We start from the raw sequence: 18,765 nt of genomic DNA on the forward strand, positions 1-18,765 counted from the left end.
GTGCTTATACAGTGCAAAAACCGCGCCACTCCCCGATTTCGCTCAGGACCGGGAAACGCTCGATAGCAACCAAGCCTTCATTCACCAAAATGGTGCAATTCTCAAATCGCTGCCTATCGATTATTCGAATTCGGGTTATTGGGATTGGCGGGCAGGTTGACGCTGGCCCGCTGGACGTAGAGCGTCACCGCTGGCGTCGACAGCCGCACCTGGCCCTGAGCGTCCAGCAGCTCAGCCTGGATCTGGTGCTCGCCGCGCTCGAGCTGGCTCAGCGCGAACACGCTGGTATGCATCGGCGATTGACTCACCTTGCCGTCGACCCGGAGCTGAACGCGGTCGCCCGGCTGCAGTTCGGGCTCGATCGCCAATTGCACCTGAACGTTGCCGCCCTGGCCGGTCGGCAGGGTCTCGCCATTGCTCGGGCTGGTGATCGCAAAGCGCTCGTAGTCGACCGCCGAAGGCGATGTCGGCGTCGACTCGGCCGGGCGCGAGCGGCTTTCGACCTCTGCCGGATCGACCACCGTAATGGGCTTGAGATCGACCCGGTTGCCCTGTCCGGGCTCGTCGCTATAGACCACGTTGCCGTTGGCATCGACATGCCGATAGACCGGGGCCGCCAGTGCCGGCAACGCCAGCAGCAGCGCCACGCCGCCGATCATCCATCCAACCCGTCGTGCTTGCATCGTTCTTCCCTCCTTATTCGCCTGCCGGGCATGATATCCCGGCTCAACGGCCAGCAGCGGCCAGGAACCGCAGAGCTTGAAGGTGCCGCTCCCCTGCCGACAAAAAAAGCCCCACCGAGGTGGGGCTTTTCGTCAGGCCAAGGTGTGAACCTCAGACACTGTAGTAGAGGTCGAACTCGACCGGATGCGTCGCCAGACGCAGGCGCTCGACGTCTTCGTTCTTCAGCTCGATATAGGCATCGATCATGTCGTCGGTGAACACGTTGCCTTCGGTCAGGAAGGCGCGATCGGCATCGAGCGCTGCCAGCGCCTGATCGAGGCTGGTGGCCACGGTCGGGACCTTCTTGCCTTCTTCCGGCGGCAGATCGTACAAGTTCTTGTCCATGGCGTCGCCAGGATGGATCTTGTTCTTGATGCCGTCGATACCGGCCATCAGCATCGCCGCGAACGCCAGGTACGGGTTGGCGGTCGGGTCGGGGAAGCGAGTCTCGACGCGCTTGCCCTTCGGGTTGGAAGTGTACGGAATACGAATGGACGCAGAGCGGTTACGCGCGCTGTAGGCGAGCATGACCGGCGCTTCGAAGCCCGGCACCAGACGCTTGTAGGAGTTCGTCGAAGCATTGGTGAAGGCGTTCAGCGCGCGTGCGTGCTTGATGATGCCGCCAATGTAGTACAGCGCCATTTCGGACAGACCGGCGTACTCGTCGCCCGCGAACTGGTTCTGGCCATCTTTCCAGAAGGACTGGTGAACGTGCATCCCGGAACCGTTGTCACCGACCAGCGGCTTGGGCATGAAGGTTGCCGTCTTGCCGTAGGCGTGCGCCACGTTGTGGATGACGTACTTCATCTCCTGAACTTCGTCGGCCTTCTTCACCAGGGTGTTGAACTTGACGCCGATTTCGTTCTGACCGGCGTTGGCCACCTCGTGGTGATGCACTTCGACGCTCTGGCCGATCGCCTGCAGCGTGTTACACATCGCGCTGCGGATATCGTGGAAGCTGTCGACCGGCGGCACGGGGAAATAGCCACCCTTGACGCGCGGACGGTGGGCCAGGTTGCCACCTTCGACCTGACGATCGGTGGACCAGGCGCCCTCTTCGGAAGAGATCTTGTACATGGAGCCTTCGATATCGGTCTTCCAATGCACTTCGTCGAAGATGAAGAACTCGGGCTCCGGACCGAAGAAAGCGGTGTCGCCCAGGCCGGTGCTGTTCAGATAGGCTTCGGCACGCTTGGCGATGGAGCGCGGATCGCGCTCGTAGCCCTGCATGGTGGCCGGCTCGATGATGTCGCAGCGCAGGATCAGCGTGGAGTCTTCGGTGAACGGATCGAGGAAGGCGGTCCCGTCTTCCGGACGCAGAATCATGTCGGACTCGTTGATGCCCTTCCAGCCTTCGATGGAGGAGCCGTCGAACATCTGACCATCTTCAAAGAATTCCGCATCGACAGCACTGGCAGGAATCGTGACGTGCTGCTCCTTGCCCTTGGTATCGGTAAAGCGCAGATCCACCCACTTGACGTCGTGTTCTTCGATAAGGGCGAGGGTTTTCTCAGACATGTTGTCCTCCACTGTGAGCCATGGCTCGATTCGTTGGCGAATATCCAACACCGTTTTTTGGCATGCGTGTTTTGTAGCACGAAGTTAGCGCTCTTGCCCACGCGCACGCCGTTTTTACATAGTCATGCAGAGAATGTGCCAAAATGAAGCAGAATAGTGAGCGCCTGATATAACCGCATGACGAAAAAGATAATTTTGATTGGCCTCTGAATGCGAGATGCCCCTCGGGTGTGCACCGATCGTCAATCATGCATCAACAGGAATTGCTAAAAGCACCAATTTGGCGCATGACTTTCGCCATATGCACCAAAACGGAACATAAAGTCACGACAGGAAACTTTGCCGAAATCCGATACCCGACGGATACTGTTCTTACGCGCCGTGACTCATGGCGATCAATGACTCAGTAATGGAACTACCCATGCCCAGGCTGGATCGCACACAGGATGTGGTACAGCGCCTACGCGGTCACTGGCGTCTCAATCTCAGCGAGCCGCTATGGGGCCGAAGCGCCATTCTGGCACTGCGCCGGGTACTGGATGATGAAGCCGAGGCACGCCTGCCTCATCGCGCCGACTGGTGCCTGGGCCCGGACAGCTTTCAGCAGCTGCTGGAAAGTCTCAGCGACAGCGCCCAGATCGTCAGTCTGGAAAGCGCGCTGCAGCTTCATCACGATCAGTTGCCCCGCATCGCACTCACGTTCGATGGCGGCTGGCGCGACACGCTCAAGCAGGTGTCGCCCACGCTGGAGCGCATGGCGCTGCCGGCCAATGTCTTCCTCCCCTGCCCCATCGCCCAGCGGGCGTGGAGTTCCTGGCATGAAGCTCTCGGCGAAGCGCTATGGCATGAAGACACGGCCGAGCGTGCCGCCCGGCACCTGGTCGAGTCCGGTCTGCCCGTCCCGCCGGCTTGCATCGGCCGCCGGGACGAGCACTACAGCCAGGCGATCAAGACCTACATCGACGAGCTCGACCAGTCGTACAAGCCGGCCATGTTGCATGGTGTCGCCGCGACGCTGAACGCCGACGCGATTGTCTCCGGCGAGTCGCTGGACGCGTTCAGCATCCGGCGGCTCGAGCAATGCGGGCTTTTTCGTTTCGGCAGCCTGATACCGCCACGATTCACGACACGAGACGCCGGGACGCTGGCTCGGCTACGCGAGAGCCAGCACCAGCTGGCCATTCTGTGTCGTCATCCGCTGCCCATCGCGGCCGATGCCGATGTCGGCACCATCGCGGACGACGACCTAGCCCGGCTCGCGACCGGCGCAGGCATCGAACACGTCCTGACTCGCCGTGCAGGCTGGCTTGAGCCGTCCGTCGATACCGTACTCCTGCCCCGTTTCGTCATCACGCAGCCGGTCGCCAACAGCCCCGGGCGGCTGTTCGACTGGCTGCTGGGCAATCTCAATTCCTGAGTTCGTCCTGAAATCGTGCTGAGATCGCCCAGAGATCGCCGCCGAGCCCGGCTTCACAGCTCGGGAATGTCGAGCTTCGGCCACTGTCGTAGCCACCCCTTGGCGGCGACCCGACGCCGAAATACTTCGCGATCGCCATGTCGGGGATTGTGCGTGACCCGCCCGGCCAATAGCGAACCCACGCCGAACGGCGCGATCAGACGCAGGCGATCGTCGTCGCCCAGCGTGACGCCCACCGCGGTTTCCCGTTCGACCCAGACACTCAACGCTTCTTCTATAGAGAGGTAGGGACGATGCCCGTGGCGCTCGTGCATGCGAGCCTGGTTCTTGACCGACCAGGGCAGCGCTGAGGCGCGCTCGAGGTGCCGTTCGTGCTCGCGATCGACACGCTTGCCGACCTGAACCGAATCGAAATAGTCCGGATCGAAATAGTCCGGATTGAAATAGTCCGGATCGAAATAGACCAGATCGATATCGTTCAGCGGCGTGGATGACGAATAGCCGTGCAGGCGATCCCAGACCAGATTGCGCACGAAGCCGGCCGCCAGCCACCAGTCGGGCAGGCGCAGCGACCGTGCCTGGCGCAGTGCGTCCATGCGCCAGATATCGGCACGAATCCAGCTCATTATCTGTTCGCCAGCCTGTTCAGCGTTTTCCACGCGCCCCTCGCAGCAATAGAAAAAACTTTCTTTTCAAAGACTTGAAACGACGACAGAAGAAAACCCAGGGTCGAGCGAGCTGCCGCCGCTCTCGCGGAGTCGGCGTGAAAAAAGATCTTGCGCTACGCCGATAGACTAAAGTAGCCAGTGTCGCGCGCTTGCCTGTACAATGCGCGCCCGACCCTCCTACTCAGTGCCCAGGGGACTCGTCGATCCAGCGCTAGAGCATGGATCATCGACTTAGACATGGGCGCACACATTTTACGATGGAAACCGCCCCATGAGTGACAACGCCTCTAACGCTCGCATCGAGAGCATTAGGAACATTGCCATTATCGCCCACGTCGACCATGGCAAGACGACACTGGTCGACAAGCTCCTGAGCCAGTCCGGCACGCTGGATCGCAAGGCCGAAGGCCAAGACCGGATCATGGACTCCAATGACCAGGAAAAGGAACGCGGCATCACCATCCTGGCCAAGAACACCGCGATCCGCTGGAACGACGGCAACGGCCGCGACTACCACATCAATATCGTCGACACCCCGGGACACGCCGACTTCGGTGGCGAAGTCGAACGCGTCATGTCCATGGTCGATTCCGTACTGCTGCTGGTCGACGCCGTCGATGGCCCGATGCCGCAGACCCGCTTCGTGACCCAGAAGGCGTTCGCCCAGGGCCTCAAGCCGATCGTCGTGGTCAACAAGATCGATCGCCCCGGCGCGCGTCCGGATTGGGTCATCGACCAGATCTTCGATCTGTTCGACAACCTCGGCGCCACCGACGAGCAGCTCGACTTCCCGATCATCTACTGCTCGGCGCTCAACGGCATCGCCGGCATGGAACCGGACCAGCTCGCCGATGACATGACGCCGATGTTCAAGAGCATCGTCGACATCGTCGAGCCGCCCAAGGTCGAACTCGACGGCCCGTTCCAGATGCAGATCTCCGCGCTGGACTACAACAGCTACGTCGGCGTCATCGGCCTCGGTCGCATCAAGCGCGGCAGCGTCAAGCCCGGCCAGCAGATCAGCGTCATCACCAAGGAAGGCGCGGTCCGCAAGGGCAAGATCGGCCAGGTCATGACCCACATGGGCCTGGAGCGCGTGCAGACCGAAGAAGCCACCGCTGGCGACATCGTCTGCATCACCGGTATCGACAACCTGGCGATCTCCGACACGCTGTGCGACGTCAACAACGTCGAAGCGCTGCCGCCGCTCTCCGTCGACGAGCCGACCGTCTCCATGACCTTCCAGGTCAACGACTCGCCGTTCGCGGGCAAGGACGGCAAGTACGTCACCAGCCGCAACATCAAGGATCGTCTCGACCAGGAGCTGATCCACAACGTGGCGCTACGTGTCGAACAGGGCGAGTCCGCCGAGAAATTCAAGGTTTCCGGACGCGGCGAACTGCACCTGTCGGTGCTGATCGAAACCATGCGTCGTGAAGGCTTCGAGCTGGCCGTCGGCCGCCCCGAGGTCATCATCAAGGAGATCGACGGCGTCAAGCAGGAGCCGTACGAAGAAGTCATCATCGACTGCGAAGAGCAGCACCAGGGCGCGGTCATGGAAGAGCTCGGCTACCGCAAGGGCGAGCTGACCAACATGAACCCGGACGGCAAGGGTCGCGTGCGCCTGGACTTCATCATCCCGGCGCGCGGGCTGATCGGCTTCCGCGGCCAGTTCCTGACGCTGACCTCCGGCACCGGCATCCTGACCAGCCGCTTCGATCACTACGGCCCGCTCAAGCCCGATGCCGCCATCGAGCGTCGCAACGGCGTGCTGGTATCGATGGTTCCCGGCAAGGCGCTGGCCTATGCGCTCTACACCCTGCAGGAACGCGGCAAGCTGATCGTCGACCACGGCACCGAGGTCTACGAAGGCATGCTGATCGGCATCAACAACCGGGCCAACGACATGGTCGTCAACCCGACCAAGGGCAAGAAGCTCGACAACATGCGCGCTTCCGGCAACGATGAAAACATCGTGCTGACGCCGCCGATCCGCTTCACCCTCGAGCAGGCCATCGAGTTCCTCGACGACGACGAGCTGGTGGAAATCACCCCCCAGCACATCCGTCTGCGCAAGAAGCACCTGACCGAGAACGAGCGCAAGCGGGCCGGCAAGAAAGGCTGATCGCGCGCTACTGCAGCTTCCACGACACCCGCCATTCGGCGGGTGTCGTCGTTTGGGGCCGGTAGCGTTGACTCTTCGGACTTCAAGAAACACGACTCGTGCCGATAGACGACTGTACAATCGGCAACAGCCCGGATGCCCGGGTAACGGCCGCCGTCATCGTGCGTGGGCCGTACCGACTCGGGCATCCCGCCGCAGGCAGTACGGATACAACGATAGAAACAACGACAGAAACGACAGAAACAACGAAGCCAGGAGCGCTGACACCGGCGCCCTCGTGAACAATAGCAACAACGCTGCAGGGGAGACGCGATGACGCCCATCATCGATGTCCGCAATATCCGCAAGTCGTTCGGGGGCCTGACGGTCATCGACGATTGCTCGATTCAGGTCGCCAAGGGTTCGATCACCGGCATGATCGGCCCCAACGGTGCCGGTAAATCGACGCTGTTCAACATCATCGCCGGCAGCCTTGCGCCCGACAGCGGCGAAGTGCTGCTCAACGGCGAGGCGATCACTCACCTTTCCGCCAACCAGCGCTTTCACAAAGGGCTGCTGCGCACATTCCAGATCGCCCACGAATTCAGCCACCTGACCTCGCTGGAGAATCTGATGATGGTGCCGCCCCGCCAGGAGGGCGAGAACCTGTTCAGCACCTGGCTGAAGCCCGGTGAAGTCCGCCGTCAGGAAGACGAGGTGCGTCGGCGGGCGCTCGAAGTGCTCGATTTCGTCGGCCTCTCGCACGTGCGCAACGAACTGGCCGGCAATCTCTCCGGCGGCCAGAAGAAGCTGCTCGAGCTCGGCCGCACCATGATGACCGACGCCCAGGTCGTGCTGCTCGACGAGATCGCCGCCGGCGTCAACCGCACGCTGCTCGGCGACCTGATGGGCAACATCGAGCGGCTCAACCGCGAGCTGGGCTACACCTTCCTGGTCATCGAGCACGACATGGACATGATCGGACGGCTGTGCGACCCCGTCATCGTGCTGGCCCAGGGGCAGGTGATGATGGAAGGCTCGATCACCGAGATCCAGAACAACCCGGAAGTGATCGAGGCCTACTTCGGCGCCGAACCGGCCTGAGGTTCCGAGGTCCTGTTTCCATCGACGAAAAAGTCGGCGAGCGCAGACACTTACCAGATTCAGCGTTCAACAATAAACAGAGCACACAATGCCACTACTCGAAGCAATCGACGTTCATGGCGGCTACGGCGGCATGAACATTCTCAATGGCGTCGACATGACGATCGAGTCCGATGAGATCGGCGTCATCGTCGGGCCCAACGGCGCCGGCAAATCGACCATGCTCAAGGCCGTCTTCGGCCTGCTGACGATCACCCAGGGCGAGATCCGCCTGCGCGGCGAAGCCATCACCAACCTCTCGCCGCACAAGCTGGTCGAGATGGGGATGGGCTTCGTGCCGCAGGAGAAGAACATCTTCCCGAGTCTCTCCGTCGAGGAGAACCTGGAGATGGGCGCGTTTCTCAAACCCGCCACCGCGTCCCGCCTCAAGGCGCAGATCTACGAATTCTTTCCCCCGCTCAAGGAGAAGCGCCGCCAGCCGGCCGGCGAGCTTTCCGGCGGTCAGCGGCAGATGGTCGCGATGGGGCGCGCGCTGATGAACGAACCCAGCGTGCTGCTGCTGGACGAACCCACTGCCGGGCTGTCGCCGCGCTACATGAACGAAATCTTCGATCGGGTGAAGACCATCAATGCCGCCGGCGTCGGGGTGCTGATGGTCGAACAGAACGCCAAGCAGGCGCTGCGGATCGCCCACAAGGGCTTCGTGCTCGCGGCCGGTCAGAATCGATTTACCGATACCGGCGAGGCACTGCTCAACGACCCGCAGGTGGCCAAGAGCTTCCTCGGCGGCTGAGGCCGCGTTCTGGAGCGCCCGAGGTTCGCGACCCGGCTCGAAGCTCGAAGCTCGAAGACATCAGGCCTAGCGTCAAACCGATTCCAACAGAGATTTCGTCGTGAATGAGCTGATCTACTTCTTCAACTACGTCGTGGTCGCCGGTAGCGTCACCGGCAGCATCTACGCCATCGGCGCCGTCGGCGTGACGCTGATCTACAGCATTCTGCGTTTCGCCCACTTCGCCCATGCCGACATGATGACCCTCGGCACCCTTATCGTCCTGCTGCTGACGATGGCCTTTCCCCATGCCGGCGATGCGCTGGGCCTGCCCACCGCCATCGTCATGCTGCCGATCGCCATGGCCGCCACCTCGCTGATTGCCGTCGGTATCGACCGCGCGTTCTACCAGCCGTTGCGCAGCCACGGCGTGAAGCCGATCGTGATGGTGATCGCCTCGCTGGGTGTCACCCTGATGCTGCAGGGCCTGATCCGACTGTTCTCCGGCACCGGCGCACAGAGCCTCTACATCGATGCGCGCAAGGAGATCTTCCGCATCGACCTGCCCGGCGTCACCCGGCCGATCATTCTCACCGAGCCGCAGATCATCCTGTTCATCGTCACCATCGTCGCCGTGGTCGGGCTGCATCTGTTCCTGACCCGGGCGCGACTGGGGAAGGCGATGCGGGCGATGTCCGACAATCCCGATCTGGCACGGGCCTCCGGCATCAACACCAAGTTGATCATCACTCTGACCTGGATCATCGCCGGCTCGCTGGCCACGATAGCCGGCACCCTGCTGTCGCTGGACGTCGCGTTCAAGCCGGATCTCAGTTTCTTCCTGCTGCTGCCGATCTTCGCCGCCGCCATCGTCGGCGGTGTCGGCCATCCGTATGGCGCCATCGCCGGGGGCTTTCTGGTCGGCTTCGCCGAGACCCTGGCCGTGTTCAACTGGTCGGTGCTGCTCAGGCCGATACGCGATAGCCTGCCGACCTGGCTGGAGTTGCCGAACAACCTGGCGCTGGTGGGTACCGAATACAAGATCGTCGTACCCTTCTTCATTCTGGTCGCGGTGCTGATCTGGCGTCCGACCGGCATCTTCAAAGGGAAGGTGATCTGATGAATTCGACTCCCAAGACTCCGACCTCCAAGCACTCGGCCTCGTCGCACTCCGCTTCCCGCCGCGCGCTCCCCGCTCGCGAGCTGCTGCTGTTCGGCGGGCTGGCCATCGTCGTCCTCGCCGTGTTCGCGATCATGGGGCCGGCCTACTCCACCCGCATGCTGGTGGAAGCATCCTGCTACGCCATCCTCGCGCTCGGCCTGACCATCCAGTGGGGCTACGCCGGCCAGTTCAACGCCGGCATCATGGGCTTCGTCGCCCTGGGCGGCTTCTCGGCCACCTTCTTCAGCATTCCCGTCAATCCCGCGTTCTGGGCCAGCGACCTGCCCGGACGCCTGGGCTGGGTGCTGCTGGCGATGGTGGCAGTTACGGCGATCGTCTTCGGCATCAGCCGCCTCGACCGCATCGGCGTTCCCAGGCTGCTGCGCACCATTCTGGCCGTCGTCGCCGGGCTCGTCGGCTATCTGGTGGTGATCAGCTGGCTGCGCAGCGTCACCGGCGATATCGAATCCCAGGTGGAATTCATCGGTGGCCTGGGCCTGCCGGTGTGGCTCGGCTGGATCGTCGGGGGCGCGCTGGCCGGCGGCGTCGGCTACTTCATTGGCCACATCTGTCTCGGCCTGCGCAGCGACTATCTCGTCATCGCCACGCTGGGCATCGCCGAGATCATCAAGGCGTTTCTCAAGAATTCCGACTGGCTGACCCGTGGCACCGCGACCATCTCGCCGCTGCCCTGGCCGGTATCGGATCCGGGCGAAGTCGGCTTTCTGACCGCCCGCGCGCTCTATCTGTCGGTCACGGTGGTGATGATCGCGGTGATCTTCTTCCTGCTCCATCGCGCCTATCACGCGCCCTGGGGTCGCATGATCCGTGCCATCCGCGACAACGAAGTCTCCGCCGCCGCCATGGGCAAGTCGATCAATCGCCGCCGCCAGGAGATCTTCGTCTTCGGCTGTATCCTGATGGGGATCGGCGGTGCGGCGCTGACCAGCTTCAACGGCCTGTTCGACCCGCAGGGCTACCTGCCGCTGAACCACACCTTCCTGGTGCTGGTGATGGTGATTCTCGGCGGACCCGGCAACAATCTGGGGACGCTGTTCGGCGCCGTGCTGGTCTACGTGATCTGGATCATGTCGGGGCCGATGGCGCTGGCCGTGATGCACGCCTTCATGGCACTGGGCGCCCACTGGTTCGACTGGCAGCCGGGCAACCTCGACAGCCGCGCCCTGCAGGCGAGAGTGTTCGTGATCGGCCTGCTGATCCTGCTGGTATTGCGCTTCGCGCCGCGCGGGCTGATACCTGAGAAGGTCAAGCATCACGACTGATCGCGACGCTCGAACAGCCGAACGCGAACCGCAACACCAGAACGCAAAAACCCCGAGCCTGAGCTCGGGGTTTTGTGTCTTGGCTTTTGGGTCCTGGCGCTGTCTTCCCGGGCGTTGCCCTGGAGTCGACGCCTGAAATCGACGAGGATTATTTCTCGATCGCCCCCTTGGTCACGAACTTGCCGTCTTCCACGGCCATCTCGACCACGATGCCCGGCACGTCTCCGTTGTCATCGAACTCCTGGTTGCCGGAAGCACCCTGATAGTCGATCTCCTTGCCTTCGGCGATCAACTGCTTGGCCTTTTCCCACTCGCCCGGCAGGATCGTCTCGCCCGGCGCCGTGGCAACATCGCGCAGCGCCGCGGAGAGCCCTTCGCGATCCGCACTGCCGTTCTTCTCGATGGCGAGCGCCAGCAGGAAGGCGGCATCGTAGGACTGCGCCGCGAACACCGCACTCGGGTCGATGCCGGCCTTTTCGGCCAGACCGTTGAAGACATCCGCCCCCGGCACATCCGGCGAGCCCGGACGTGTCGCGATCATGCCCTCGAGCACGTCCGCCCCCACGGCATCGACCAGCGAGTTGCCGACCATGCCGTCGCCGCCGGCGAACTGGGTGAACGCCCCGCTTTCATAGGCCTGGCGCAGGATCGTCTGGCCGGACGTGTCGGCGTAGGCCAGCACGACCAGCGTCTGTGAACCGCCGGACGAAAGCTGGCCGATCTCCGAACGATAGTCGGCGCGGTTGTCTTCATGCGCCAGGTTGGCGGAAATCGTGCCGCCTTCGGCTTCGAAGGTCTTGGTGAAAGCGTCGTCGAGCCCCTGACCGTAGTCGTTGTTGACAAACGTCACCGCCACGTCCTCGATCCCCTTGGACAGCAGCAGCTTGGCCAGCTGCACGCCCTGGAACGCATCGGAAGGCACGGTACGGAAGACCAGGTCGTTGTCGTCCAGATCCGTCACCGCCGGCGCCGTGGAAGCCGGCGACACCATCACCACGCCACCGGGGATTGCGGCATTGTTGGCTGCGGCGATCGTCGCACCGGTACACAGCGCCCCCACGATCGCGGTCACCTTCTCGCTGTTCACCAGCCGGTCGGCAGCGTTGGATGCCGCAGACGCATCCGAGCAGGTCGTATCGCCGGAGGGCATCACCATATCTTCGCCATCCAGCAGGCCGCCCTGCTCGTTGACCTCGGCTACCGCCAGTTTGGCACCATCGAAGATCGGCGGTGTCAGGCTTTCGATACCTCCGGTGAAGCCGCCGAGAAATCCTACCTTGACGTCCGCCTGCGCAACACCGGCACATGCCGTGGTGGCAGCAATGGCAAGGGCGAGTACTGTCTTCTTCATCGTTGTTGTCACTCTTTGTTGGGTTGCAAAAAGACTGTATTGGCTATTGAAAGACAATGTTCACTCTGCTGGCACGCCGACCAAAAGACAAGCGTTCGTAACTGTTCGTGTCTTTGGCTTTCGGCGTGTCCGACCACTTTCCCGACGGCGCCCTCACTGCGCCGAGAGCGCCGGGGAGAACGCTATACTGGCAGCAAATCAGCCGATTGGCAGCTACGCTGAATCCACATCAATGACAAGGAGAGCGACATGCATAAGCATATCGAGTGGGATACCCCGGGCGGCGCCAGTGTCGATGCCCATTACGCCAAGGATGAGCAGCATCGCGTTACCCCGCAGCCAGGCATGATGCTGACCGCTCGCTATCACGGTGCCACGGTGCGTGTTCAGGTCGAGGCCTACAAGGACGGCGTCAGCATCGGCAAGGTCGCCGCCCTGATCGATGACGACGGCAAACGTCACGATAGCCACGGCGGACTCGGTCTCGGCGATATGGTAAGGCTCCCCGATGACAAGCGGGCCTTCCAGGCGCCAGCCGATGACGAAGACGATTGAGCGGCCTGGCTACGCCGCCAATCCCGATCAAGCCATCAAGACGATGGTTTCCTATTGCTTCATGGAGGAAGAGAGAATGCAAAAGCAAGCCCGCGTCGAACCGGTTTTCGACAGCAGCGACCTGAAAGAGACGATTACCGGCTGGGTGGTCATCGACGAAAGCCAGCCCGACAACGAGAACGTCGTCTCCGAGCATGCAAGCCAGGAAGAGGCGCTGCGTGCCGCCGAGCAATTCGAGCAGGCCGAGCACTAGGCCGCACGGCACGCTCATCCACCGGGTTCGCGCCCAAGGCGAGGGCGCGCCAGGGCAGCGCTGGCAATCTGGTCGGCGTTGCCGACCGTCATCTCGAGTCGTTCATCATGGAGCCCGCGCCTGGCGTTCTCCTGGAGCGACCCGAGCAAGATACGGAGACGAACCCGCCCTTTCACCCAGAGGAGTTCGCGCAAGCCAATGCCCACATCTTCGACGCCTTCTTCTTCGTCGCGACGCCCTTCTCCGTCACGACGCCCTTCTTCGCAGCTCCCCCTGCCAAGCCGCGACTGGGCGCTGTTTCTGGATTTCGACGGCACTCTGGTGTCGCTTGCCGCCCATCCCGACGACGTTCACGTATCGCCGCGCCTGAAGACATTGCTTGGTCAACTCGACAGAGCCTTCGACGGCGCCGTGGCCGTGGTCAGCGGGCGCCCGCTGGACCAGCTCGAGCGTCTGCTCGCACCGGTGTCGCTACCGATGGCAGGCATTCACGGGCTGGAATGGCGCAACCCCGACGGCACGCGGCACACGGCGGTCGATCAGCCCGCCCAGCTGGCCTCCTGTCGTGACGCCCTGGCATCCTTCGTCGAGGCCCACCCAGGCCTGCACTACGAAGACAAGGGCGTCTCGTTGACCCTGCACTACCGCACCGCGCCCGAACTCGCCGAGACATGTCGCGAGTTCATCGAGGCCCAGCATCGCGCACTTGGCGATACCTTCGAGCTGATCCCCGGCAAGTGCGTCTTCGAGCTGCGTCCCAGCGGCTATCATAAAGGAACCGCCGTTGCCCGCCTGCTCGATGAAGAATCAACGTTCCAGACCCGCACGCCGGTGTTCATCGGCGATGATGTCACCGACGAAGACGCCTTTCGCACCGTCAACGCTCGCGGTGGCCATTCCGTACGCGTCGGCAGCCAGGATGAGACTGCCGCAACCTATCATCTGCAATCAGTACAGGAGGTACTGACATGGCTGGAGACTCTGACAACGCCAGATCCCTGACCCCGCTTCGTCATGCGGGCCGGACTTTCGAACCCGGCCTCATCGACAACCCTCGGATCGGCGCACGGCTCCCGGACCAGGGGAACGGCAAAGGACGGCTCTCCGAAGGCCTCCACACCGGGAATCACGAACCGTGGAGCCTCTCCCCGCAGACCTGCCGCATGGTCGAGTTGACCGACTCGGCAACACATTTCAGTCGTAACCGGGAGGAGGCCATATGACACGTCTCGTCGTCATTTCCAATCGCGTATCCATCCCGGAACCCGACAAGTCCCAGGCCGGCGGCCTGGCGGTGGCGATCACCGGCGCCCTCGACGAATACGGCGGGCTCTGGTTCGGCTGGGACGGCGAGGTCAGCGAAACGGCCGTCAGCGAGCCCACCACCGTTCAGCGCGACAACATCACCTACGCCACCCTGCCGCTATCCCGGGAAGACTATGAAGACTACTACCTGGGCTTCTCCAACGAAGTCCTCTGGCCCGTCTTCCACTTCAACCTTGGCGCCATGGACTTCCGGCTGGAGTACGCCAAGGCCTATCAGCGGGTCAACGACCGCTTCGCCGGCGCCCTGAGCAGCCTGCTCGAAGGTGGCGAACTGATCTGGGTGCACGACTATCACCTGCTGCCGCTGGGCAAGGCGCTGCGCAAGGAAGGCGTCAAGGACCCGATGGGCTTCTATCTGCACATCCCCTTCCCCAGCTACGACCTGCTGCGCGCAATGCCCGGCTACCGCGAACTGCTCGACGACCTGCTCCACTACGACCTGATCGGCTTCCAGACCAACAACGATCTGCACGCCTTCCGCCAGGCCGCGATCGAAACCTTCGGCGCCGAGATTTCCGGCGACACCATCGAGTGCAACGGCCAGAAGATTCGTACCGGCGTCTACCCGGTGGGTATCGATGTCGACGAGCTAACCGCCGAAGCCGAGCACTCCCGCGACAACGAACAGGCGCGTCAGCTCAAGGCGGATCTCGGCGAACGCGACCTGATCATCGGCGCCGACCGGCTCGATTACTCCAAGGGCCTGGTACAGCGCTTCAACGCCATCGAGGCGCTGCTCACCAACTTCGAGCATCGCCGCCAGAAGACGATCTTCATGCAGATCGCCAGCCCCTCGCGCAGCGCGATCCCCGAGTATGACGAGCTGCGCCGCCAACTCGAGGAGATGGCCGGGCATATCAACGGCACCTACGCCGATCTCGACTGGATGCCAGTGCACTATCTCAACCAGACCTTCCCCCGCGACGCGCTGATCGGCCTGTTCCGTTCCGCCCGGGTCGGCCTGGTGACCCCGCTTCGCGACGGCATGAACCTGGTCTGCAAGGAGTTCGTCGCCGCCCAGGATCCCGAAGACCCCGGCGTACTGGTACTCAGCGAGCTGGCCGGCGCCGCCAAAGAGCTGAGCCGCGCGCTACTGGTCAATCCCTACGACGTGCATGCCATCGCCAGCGCCATCGAACAGGCCCTGAACATGCCGCTCGAGGAACGCCAGGAACGCTACCAGCAGATGATCGGCGTGCTCAGGCGCAACAGCCTGCTCGAATGGCGCCGGCGCTTCATCGAACACCTGAGCCAGCAGAACACGGACGCCACCTGACCGGGAATCACGAGGCCTGCCGGAATGACGAAGGCCAGGCACAAAAAAGCCCCGGACCAGGGGAGGGTCCGGGGAAGTTGGAGGTATGGGGGAAATCGAGGGACACGCTTCTCGGCGCCCGCCTCCCGGGCGCCAACCGTTGATACGGCGCGATCAGTCGAGGCTGGCGAAGGTCACTTCGACATTGCCCTGGCCGGCATCGGCGCCACCGTTCACGTTCTGCAGCGCCTGAGCCGCGGCAACGCTCTGACCCTGGCCGACCAGTTCGCCATTGCCGCCAAGGAGATGCGTCCCGTGCCGGGTCGAGTCTTCGACGCTTGCCAGAGCGCGATCGGCTGCGACGCTATGACCACCGCTGACGGTGTCGACACGATACTCGGTCGGCAGCACGTGATAGCTGGAAGTCGTCTGCGTATTCAGCGCTTCATGCTGCTGAGCGAATGCCCGTTGCTCCATGACGCTGTTGGCCTGAGCGGCGGCAGGCAGTGCAACGACCAGTGCGATAGCGGCGAGGATGCGAGTTTTCATGATGACACTCCAATATCTGCGTTTGCGTGGCAGGCCCCTTGGCCCAACCGATGACGAGATTATGGAGGTCTACTCATTAGGTGGCTAATCAGTTGGTGCAAAGTCGAGTATCAGCGGGATTGATGGATAGCGGCTCGCTGTCAGCGTCTTGCCACTTCGCGCTGCCTTGGCGGCAGAGCGCCCGGCGTTCGAAGCGATTCACTCCAGGCGTAGGGCGGGATAGCGATAGGCTCCATCGCCGATCACTGGCGGTTCCGGCTCGATCGGTTCAGTCGTATCCGGTTATTGACCGAGATACATTTTGAATCCTGTTTTACGCGCTGCGCGTGTATCAATCCCGCCATCCTTTTCTACGCTGCCTATCTAGACCGCATGAAGACAGCCGACTGAAAGTCAGCGTGCGGTTTCACTCTCTACAAGGAGGTAGGCAGGCTATGGCAAGAGTGCTTTGTGTTCTGTATGACGATCCCATCGATGGGCACCCCACCGAATATGCCCGTGAGGACATCCCCAAGCTCGAAAAGTATCCGGACGGTCAGGCCATGCCCAAGCCGAGCCATATCGACTTCACGCCCGGCGAGTTGCTGGGCGACGTGTCGGGCGAGCTGGGGCTACGCCGATTCCTCGAGGACAACGGTCATGAACTCATCGTCACCTCCGACAAGGACGGCGAGGATTCGGAGTTCGAGCGCGAGCTGCCAGAGGCCGATATCGTCATCTCCCAGCCGTTCTGGCCGGCCTATCTCGATGCCAAACGGCTGGAAAAGGCCAGGCAGCTGAAGCTGGCGATCACCGCCGGGGTCGGCTCCGATCATGTCGACATGGACGCCGCGGAGAAGCACGGCGTGAAAGTCGTCGAGATCACTCAGTCCAACAGCATCAGCGTGGCCGAACACGTAGTGATGCTGATCCTGAGCCTGGTGCGCAATTTCGTCCCTTCCCATCAGTGGGCAGTCGATGGCGGCTGGAACATCGCCGACTGCGTGAAGCGCGCCTATGATCTGGAAGGCATGAAGGTCGGCACGCTGGCGCTCGGCCGAATCGGCTTCGCCGTGCTCAAGCGTCTCAAGCCCTTCGACGTCGAGCTCTACTATAACTCGCACCATCGCCGTTCCGAGGAACTCGAAAAGGAACATGGCCTGACCTGGTGCGACAACATGGAGGAACTGGCCAGAACCTGCGACGTGATCACCCTCAACGCGCCGTTGACCAAGGAGACCCGGCATATCGTCGATGCCGAGATGATCAGCAAGATGAAGCGCGGCACCTATCTGATCAACACGGCCCGCGCCGAGCTATGCGATCGCGACGCGGTGGTCGAGGCGCTGGAGAGCGGCCATCTCGCCGGCTACGCAGGCGATGTGTGGTATCCGCAACCGCCGGCCGAGGATCATCCGTGGCGAACCATGCCGCACAACAACATGACGCCGCACGTCTCGGGCTCGACGCTGCCGGCCCAGGCGCGCTACGCCGCTGGCGTACGGGAAATTCTCGAAGCCTACTTCGCCGGTCAGCCCATTCGCGAAGAGTATGTAAAAGTCGGCGACCCTTGATCGCCGACCGGCCGCGAGGCGCTGAGGGAACGGTCGGCGATAACCCGAACAGCTCCTTAGACTCCCATTGACGCCAGCGCATCCCGAAGCTCCCGAACACCAGCCATAAAAAGCCCCGGACCAAGGGATGGACCGGGGAAGTTGGAGGTATGGGGGAAATCGAGGGACACGCTGCTCGGCGCCCGCCTCTCGGGCGCCAACCGTTGATATGGCGCGATCAGTCGAGGCTGGCGAAGGTCACTTCGACATTGCCCTGGCCGGCATCGGCGCCACCGTTCACGTTCTGCAGCGCCTGCGCCGCGGCCACGCTCTGACCCTGGCCGACGAGCCCAACGTTGCCGCCAGCGATATCGGTTGCTCGCTGCGTGACTGCCGCGACATAGGCCAGTGAATGGTCGGCTGCGGTGCTATGACCACCGCTGACGGTATCGATGCGATAGTCGGTCGGCAGCAACTGATAGCCGGAAGTCGTCTGGGTATTCAGCGCTTCGTGCTGTTGGGCGAATGCGCGCTCTTCCATGACGCTGTTGGCCTGAGCGGCGGCAGGCAGTGCAACGACCAGTGCGATAGCGGCGAGAATGCGAGTTTTCATGATGACACTCCAATATCTGCGTTTGCGTGGCAGGCCCCTTGGCCTAACCGATGACGAGATTATGGAGGCCAACTAATTAGGTGGCTAATAAATTGGCACAAAGTCGAGTATCAGCGGGATTGATGGGCACCAACTGCCCGCCATACCCCCTGCCATGCTATTGAACTACCTGTGCGGCAGCATACGATCCGTTCCCCGCAAACGTGGGGATTAACCTTTCTGAGCTGCCTGGGCGGCAGCGCACCGGTGCCGACCGGCGTTCGCCCGCGATAGTCCTTTCTGAGCTGCCTGGGCGGCAGCGCACGCCTGCAGGTTGCCGTCGGCAGCGGCGTAGATTTTCTGAGCTGCCTGGGCGGCAGCGCACGCCTGATCTGCATTACTGCGAGGCACATTACATTTCTGAGCTGCCTGGGCGGCAGCGCACGCTTTATCACGTTCAGTGCGCGTGGGAAGCGTTTTCTGAGCTGCCTGGGCGGCAGCGCACCTGGAAGCGCGGGCGTTCGTTCTCAGCAAGCATTTCTGAGCTGCCTGGGCGGCAGCGCACCGCTGCGAGGCCACCAAGCGCACGCTCGAAAATTTC

17 protein-coding genes and 1 CRISPR repeat array (1 of these 18 running past the window's edge) are annotated in these 18,765 nt (G+C 62.4%); of the genes, 11 read left to right on the forward strand and 6 right to left on the reverse strand.

Annotated features, from left to right (window positions below; all coding sequences use genetic code 11):
• Nucleotides 1-113: 113 nt before the first annotated feature.
• Nucleotides 114-683: a DUF4124 domain-containing protein gene (locus tag BC443_RS05430; RefSeq protein WP_071230831.1), complete on the reverse strand. Its 570-nt coding sequence runs from the start codon at nt 681-683 to the stop codon at nt 114-116.
• 151 nt (nt 684-834) lie between these two features.
• Nucleotides 835-2,241, reverse strand: coding sequence for a glutamate--ammonia ligase (gene glnA, locus BC443_RS05435; protein ID WP_071230832.1), 1,407 nt, complete (start codon nt 2,239-2,241; stop codon nt 835-837).
• A 421-nt stretch (nt 2,242-2,662) separates the two neighbouring features.
• Here glnA and BC443_RS05440 point away from each other — a divergent pair, with 421 nt between their 5' ends.
• A complete protein-coding gene (locus BC443_RS05440; protein WP_071230833.1) occupies nt 2,663-3,658 on the forward strand; it encodes a hypothetical protein in 996 nt (331 codons plus the stop codon).
• A 53-nt stretch (nt 3,659-3,711) separates the two neighbouring features.
• On the opposite strand, the gene BC443_RS05445 is transcribed toward BC443_RS05440, so the two are convergent.
• Nucleotides 3,712-4,317 carry a nucleotidyltransferase family protein gene (locus BC443_RS05445; protein WP_247643229.1) on the reverse strand — a complete coding sequence of 202 codons (606 nt, stop codon included), beginning with the start codon at nt 4,315-4,317 and terminating at the stop codon, nt 3,712-3,714.
• Nucleotides 4,318-4,597: 280 nt separating this feature from the next.
• On the opposite strand from BC443_RS05445, the gene typA reads away from it, so the two are divergent.
• The 5 genes from typA to BC443_RS05470 all read left to right on the forward strand — a co-directional run bounded on the left by typA (nt 4,598) and on the right by BC443_RS05470 (nt 10,751).
• Nucleotides 4,598-6,451 (forward strand): translational GTPase TypA, encoded by a 1,854-nt coding sequence (gene typA, locus BC443_RS05450; RefSeq protein ID WP_071230835.1) that lies wholly within the window; start codon nt 4,598-4,600, stop codon nt 6,449-6,451.
• 312 nt (nt 6,452-6,763) lie between these two features.
• A complete protein-coding gene (locus BC443_RS05455; protein ID WP_071230836.1) occupies nt 6,764-7,534 on the forward strand; it encodes an ABC transporter ATP-binding protein in 771 nt (256 codons plus the stop codon).
• A gap of 88 nt (nt 7,535-7,622) precedes the next feature.
• Nucleotides 7,623-8,327: an ABC transporter ATP-binding protein gene (locus tag BC443_RS05460; RefSeq protein WP_071230837.1), complete on the forward strand. Its 705-nt coding sequence runs from the start codon at nt 7,623-7,625 to the stop codon at nt 8,325-8,327.
• Nucleotides 8,328-8,427: 100 nt separating this feature from the next.
• Nucleotides 8,428-9,426, forward strand: coding sequence for a branched-chain amino acid ABC transporter permease (locus BC443_RS05465; RefSeq protein ID WP_071230838.1), 999 nt, complete (start codon nt 8,428-8,430; stop codon nt 9,424-9,426).
• Nucleotides 9,426-10,751: a branched-chain amino acid ABC transporter permease gene (locus BC443_RS05470; RefSeq protein WP_071230839.1), complete on the forward strand. Its 1,326-nt coding sequence runs from the start codon at nt 9,426-9,428 to the stop codon at nt 10,749-10,751. The genes BC443_RS05465 and BC443_RS05470 overlap by 1 nt, the downstream gene beginning before the upstream one ends.
• A 148-nt stretch (nt 10,752-10,899) precedes the next feature.
• Here BC443_RS05470 and BC443_RS05475 read toward each other — a convergent pair whose 3' ends face one another.
• Complete coding sequence (locus BC443_RS05475; RefSeq protein WP_071230840.1) at nt 10,900-12,102, reverse strand: ABC transporter substrate-binding protein; 1,203 nt, start codon at nt 12,100-12,102, stop codon at nt 10,900-10,902.
• A 249-nt stretch (nt 12,103-12,351) separates the two neighbouring features.
• Here BC443_RS05475 and BC443_RS05480 point away from each other — a divergent pair, with 249 nt between their 5' ends.
• The 4 genes from BC443_RS05480 (at nt 12,352) to BC443_RS05500 (ending at nt 15,512) form a co-directional block, all read left to right on the forward strand.
• Nucleotides 12,352-12,657 carry a hypothetical protein gene (locus BC443_RS05480; protein WP_071230841.1) on the forward strand — a complete coding sequence of 102 codons (306 nt, stop codon included), beginning with the start codon at nt 12,352-12,354 and terminating at the stop codon, nt 12,655-12,657.
• Between the two features lie 76 nt (nt 12,658-12,733).
• On the forward strand, nt 12,734-12,910 hold the full coding sequence (locus tag BC443_RS18755) for a hypothetical protein (protein ID WP_170835848.1): 177 nt from the start codon (nt 12,734-12,736) through the stop codon (nt 12,908-12,910).
• 198 nt (nt 12,911-13,108) lie between these two features.
• Nucleotides 13,109-13,912, forward strand: coding sequence for a trehalose-phosphatase (otsB, locus tag BC443_RS05490; RefSeq protein ID WP_083387230.1), 804 nt, complete (start codon nt 13,109-13,111; stop codon nt 13,910-13,912).
• 217 nt (nt 13,913-14,129) lie between these two features.
• A complete protein-coding gene (locus BC443_RS05500) occupies nt 14,130-15,512 on the forward strand; it encodes a trehalose-6-phosphate synthase (RefSeq protein ID WP_071230844.1) in 1,383 nt (460 codons plus the stop codon).
• A gap of 153 nt (nt 15,513-15,665) precedes the next feature.
• Here BC443_RS05500 and BC443_RS05505 read toward each other — a convergent pair whose 3' ends face one another.
• Complete coding sequence (locus tag BC443_RS05505) at nt 15,666-16,040, reverse strand: hypothetical protein (RefSeq protein ID WP_071230845.1); 375 nt, start codon at nt 16,038-16,040, stop codon at nt 15,666-15,668.
• 434 nt (nt 16,041-16,474) lie between these two features.
• Between BC443_RS05505 and BC443_RS05510 the strand changes: the two genes are divergently transcribed.
• Nucleotides 16,475-17,593 (forward strand): NAD-dependent formate dehydrogenase, encoded by a 1,119-nt coding sequence (locus BC443_RS05510; protein WP_071230846.1) that lies wholly within the window; start codon nt 16,475-16,477, stop codon nt 17,591-17,593.
• A gap of 217 nt (nt 17,594-17,810) precedes the next feature.
• Here BC443_RS05510 and BC443_RS05515 read toward each other — a convergent pair whose 3' ends face one another.
• Complete coding sequence (locus BC443_RS05515) at nt 17,811-18,185, reverse strand: hypothetical protein (RefSeq protein WP_071230847.1); 375 nt, start codon at nt 18,183-18,185, stop codon at nt 17,811-17,813.
• 157 nt (nt 18,186-18,342) lie between these two features.
• A CRISPR array of direct repeats spans nt 18,343-18,765; the repeat unit is 28 nt; unit sequence TTTCTGAGCTGCCTGGGCGGCAGCGCAC (it continues 6,569 nt past the right edge of the window).

The organism is Salinicola sp. MIT1003 (assembly GCF_001858555.1).
GTDB classification, from domain to species: domain Bacteria; phylum Pseudomonadota; class Gammaproteobacteria; order Pseudomonadales; family Halomonadaceae; genus Salinicola; species Salinicola salarius.

What these genes read in the sequence shown, in the direction of transcription:
- BC443_RS05430 (WP_071230831.1), bottom strand. Translation starts at nt 683, where the DNA reads ATGCAAGCACGACGGGTTGGATGGATGATCGGCGGCGTGGCGCTGCTG.
- BC443_RS05505 (WP_071230845.1), bottom strand. Translation starts at nt 16,040, where the DNA reads ATGAAAACTCGCATCCTCGCCGCTATCGCACTGGTCGTTGCACTGCCT.
- BC443_RS05470 (WP_071230839.1), top strand. Translation starts at nt 9,426, where the DNA reads ATGAATTCGACTCCCAAGACTCCGACCTCCAAGCACTCGGCCTCGTCG.
- BC443_RS05515 (WP_071230847.1), bottom strand. Translation starts at nt 18,185, where the DNA reads ATGAAAACTCGCATTCTCGCCGCTATCGCACTGGTCGTTGCACTGCCT.
- typA (WP_071230835.1), top strand. Translation starts at nt 4,598, where the DNA reads ATGAGTGACAACGCCTCTAACGCTCGCATCGAGAGCATTAGGAACATT.
- BC443_RS05500 (WP_071230844.1), top strand. Translation starts at nt 14,130, where the DNA reads ATGACACGTCTCGTCGTCATTTCCAATCGCGTATCCATCCCGGAACCC.
- BC443_RS05475 (WP_071230840.1), bottom strand. Translation starts at nt 12,102, where the DNA reads ATGAAGAAGACAGTACTCGCCCTTGCCATTGCTGCCACCACGGCATGT.
- otsB (WP_083387230.1), top strand. Translation starts at nt 13,109, where the DNA reads ATGCCCACATCTTCGACGCCTTCTTCTTCGTCGCGACGCCCTTCTCCG.
- BC443_RS05460 (WP_071230837.1), top strand. Translation starts at nt 7,623, where the DNA reads ATGCCACTACTCGAAGCAATCGACGTTCATGGCGGCTACGGCGGCATG.
- BC443_RS05455 (WP_071230836.1), top strand. Translation starts at nt 6,764, where the DNA reads ATGACGCCCATCATCGATGTCCGCAATATCCGCAAGTCGTTCGGGGGC.
- BC443_RS05440 (WP_071230833.1), top strand. Translation starts at nt 2,663, where the DNA reads ATGCCCAGGCTGGATCGCACACAGGATGTGGTACAGCGCCTACGCGGT.
- BC443_RS05510 (WP_071230846.1), top strand. Translation starts at nt 16,475, where the DNA reads ATGGCAAGAGTGCTTTGTGTTCTGTATGACGATCCCATCGATGGGCAC.
- BC443_RS18755 (WP_170835848.1), top strand. Translation starts at nt 12,734, where the DNA reads ATGCAAAAGCAAGCCCGCGTCGAACCGGTTTTCGACAGCAGCGACCTG.
- glnA (WP_071230832.1), bottom strand. Translation starts at nt 2,241, where the DNA reads ATGTCTGAGAAAACCCTCGCCCTTATCGAAGAACACGACGTCAAGTGG.
- BC443_RS05480 (WP_071230841.1), top strand. Translation starts at nt 12,352, where the DNA reads ATGCATAAGCATATCGAGTGGGATACCCCGGGCGGCGCCAGTGTCGAT.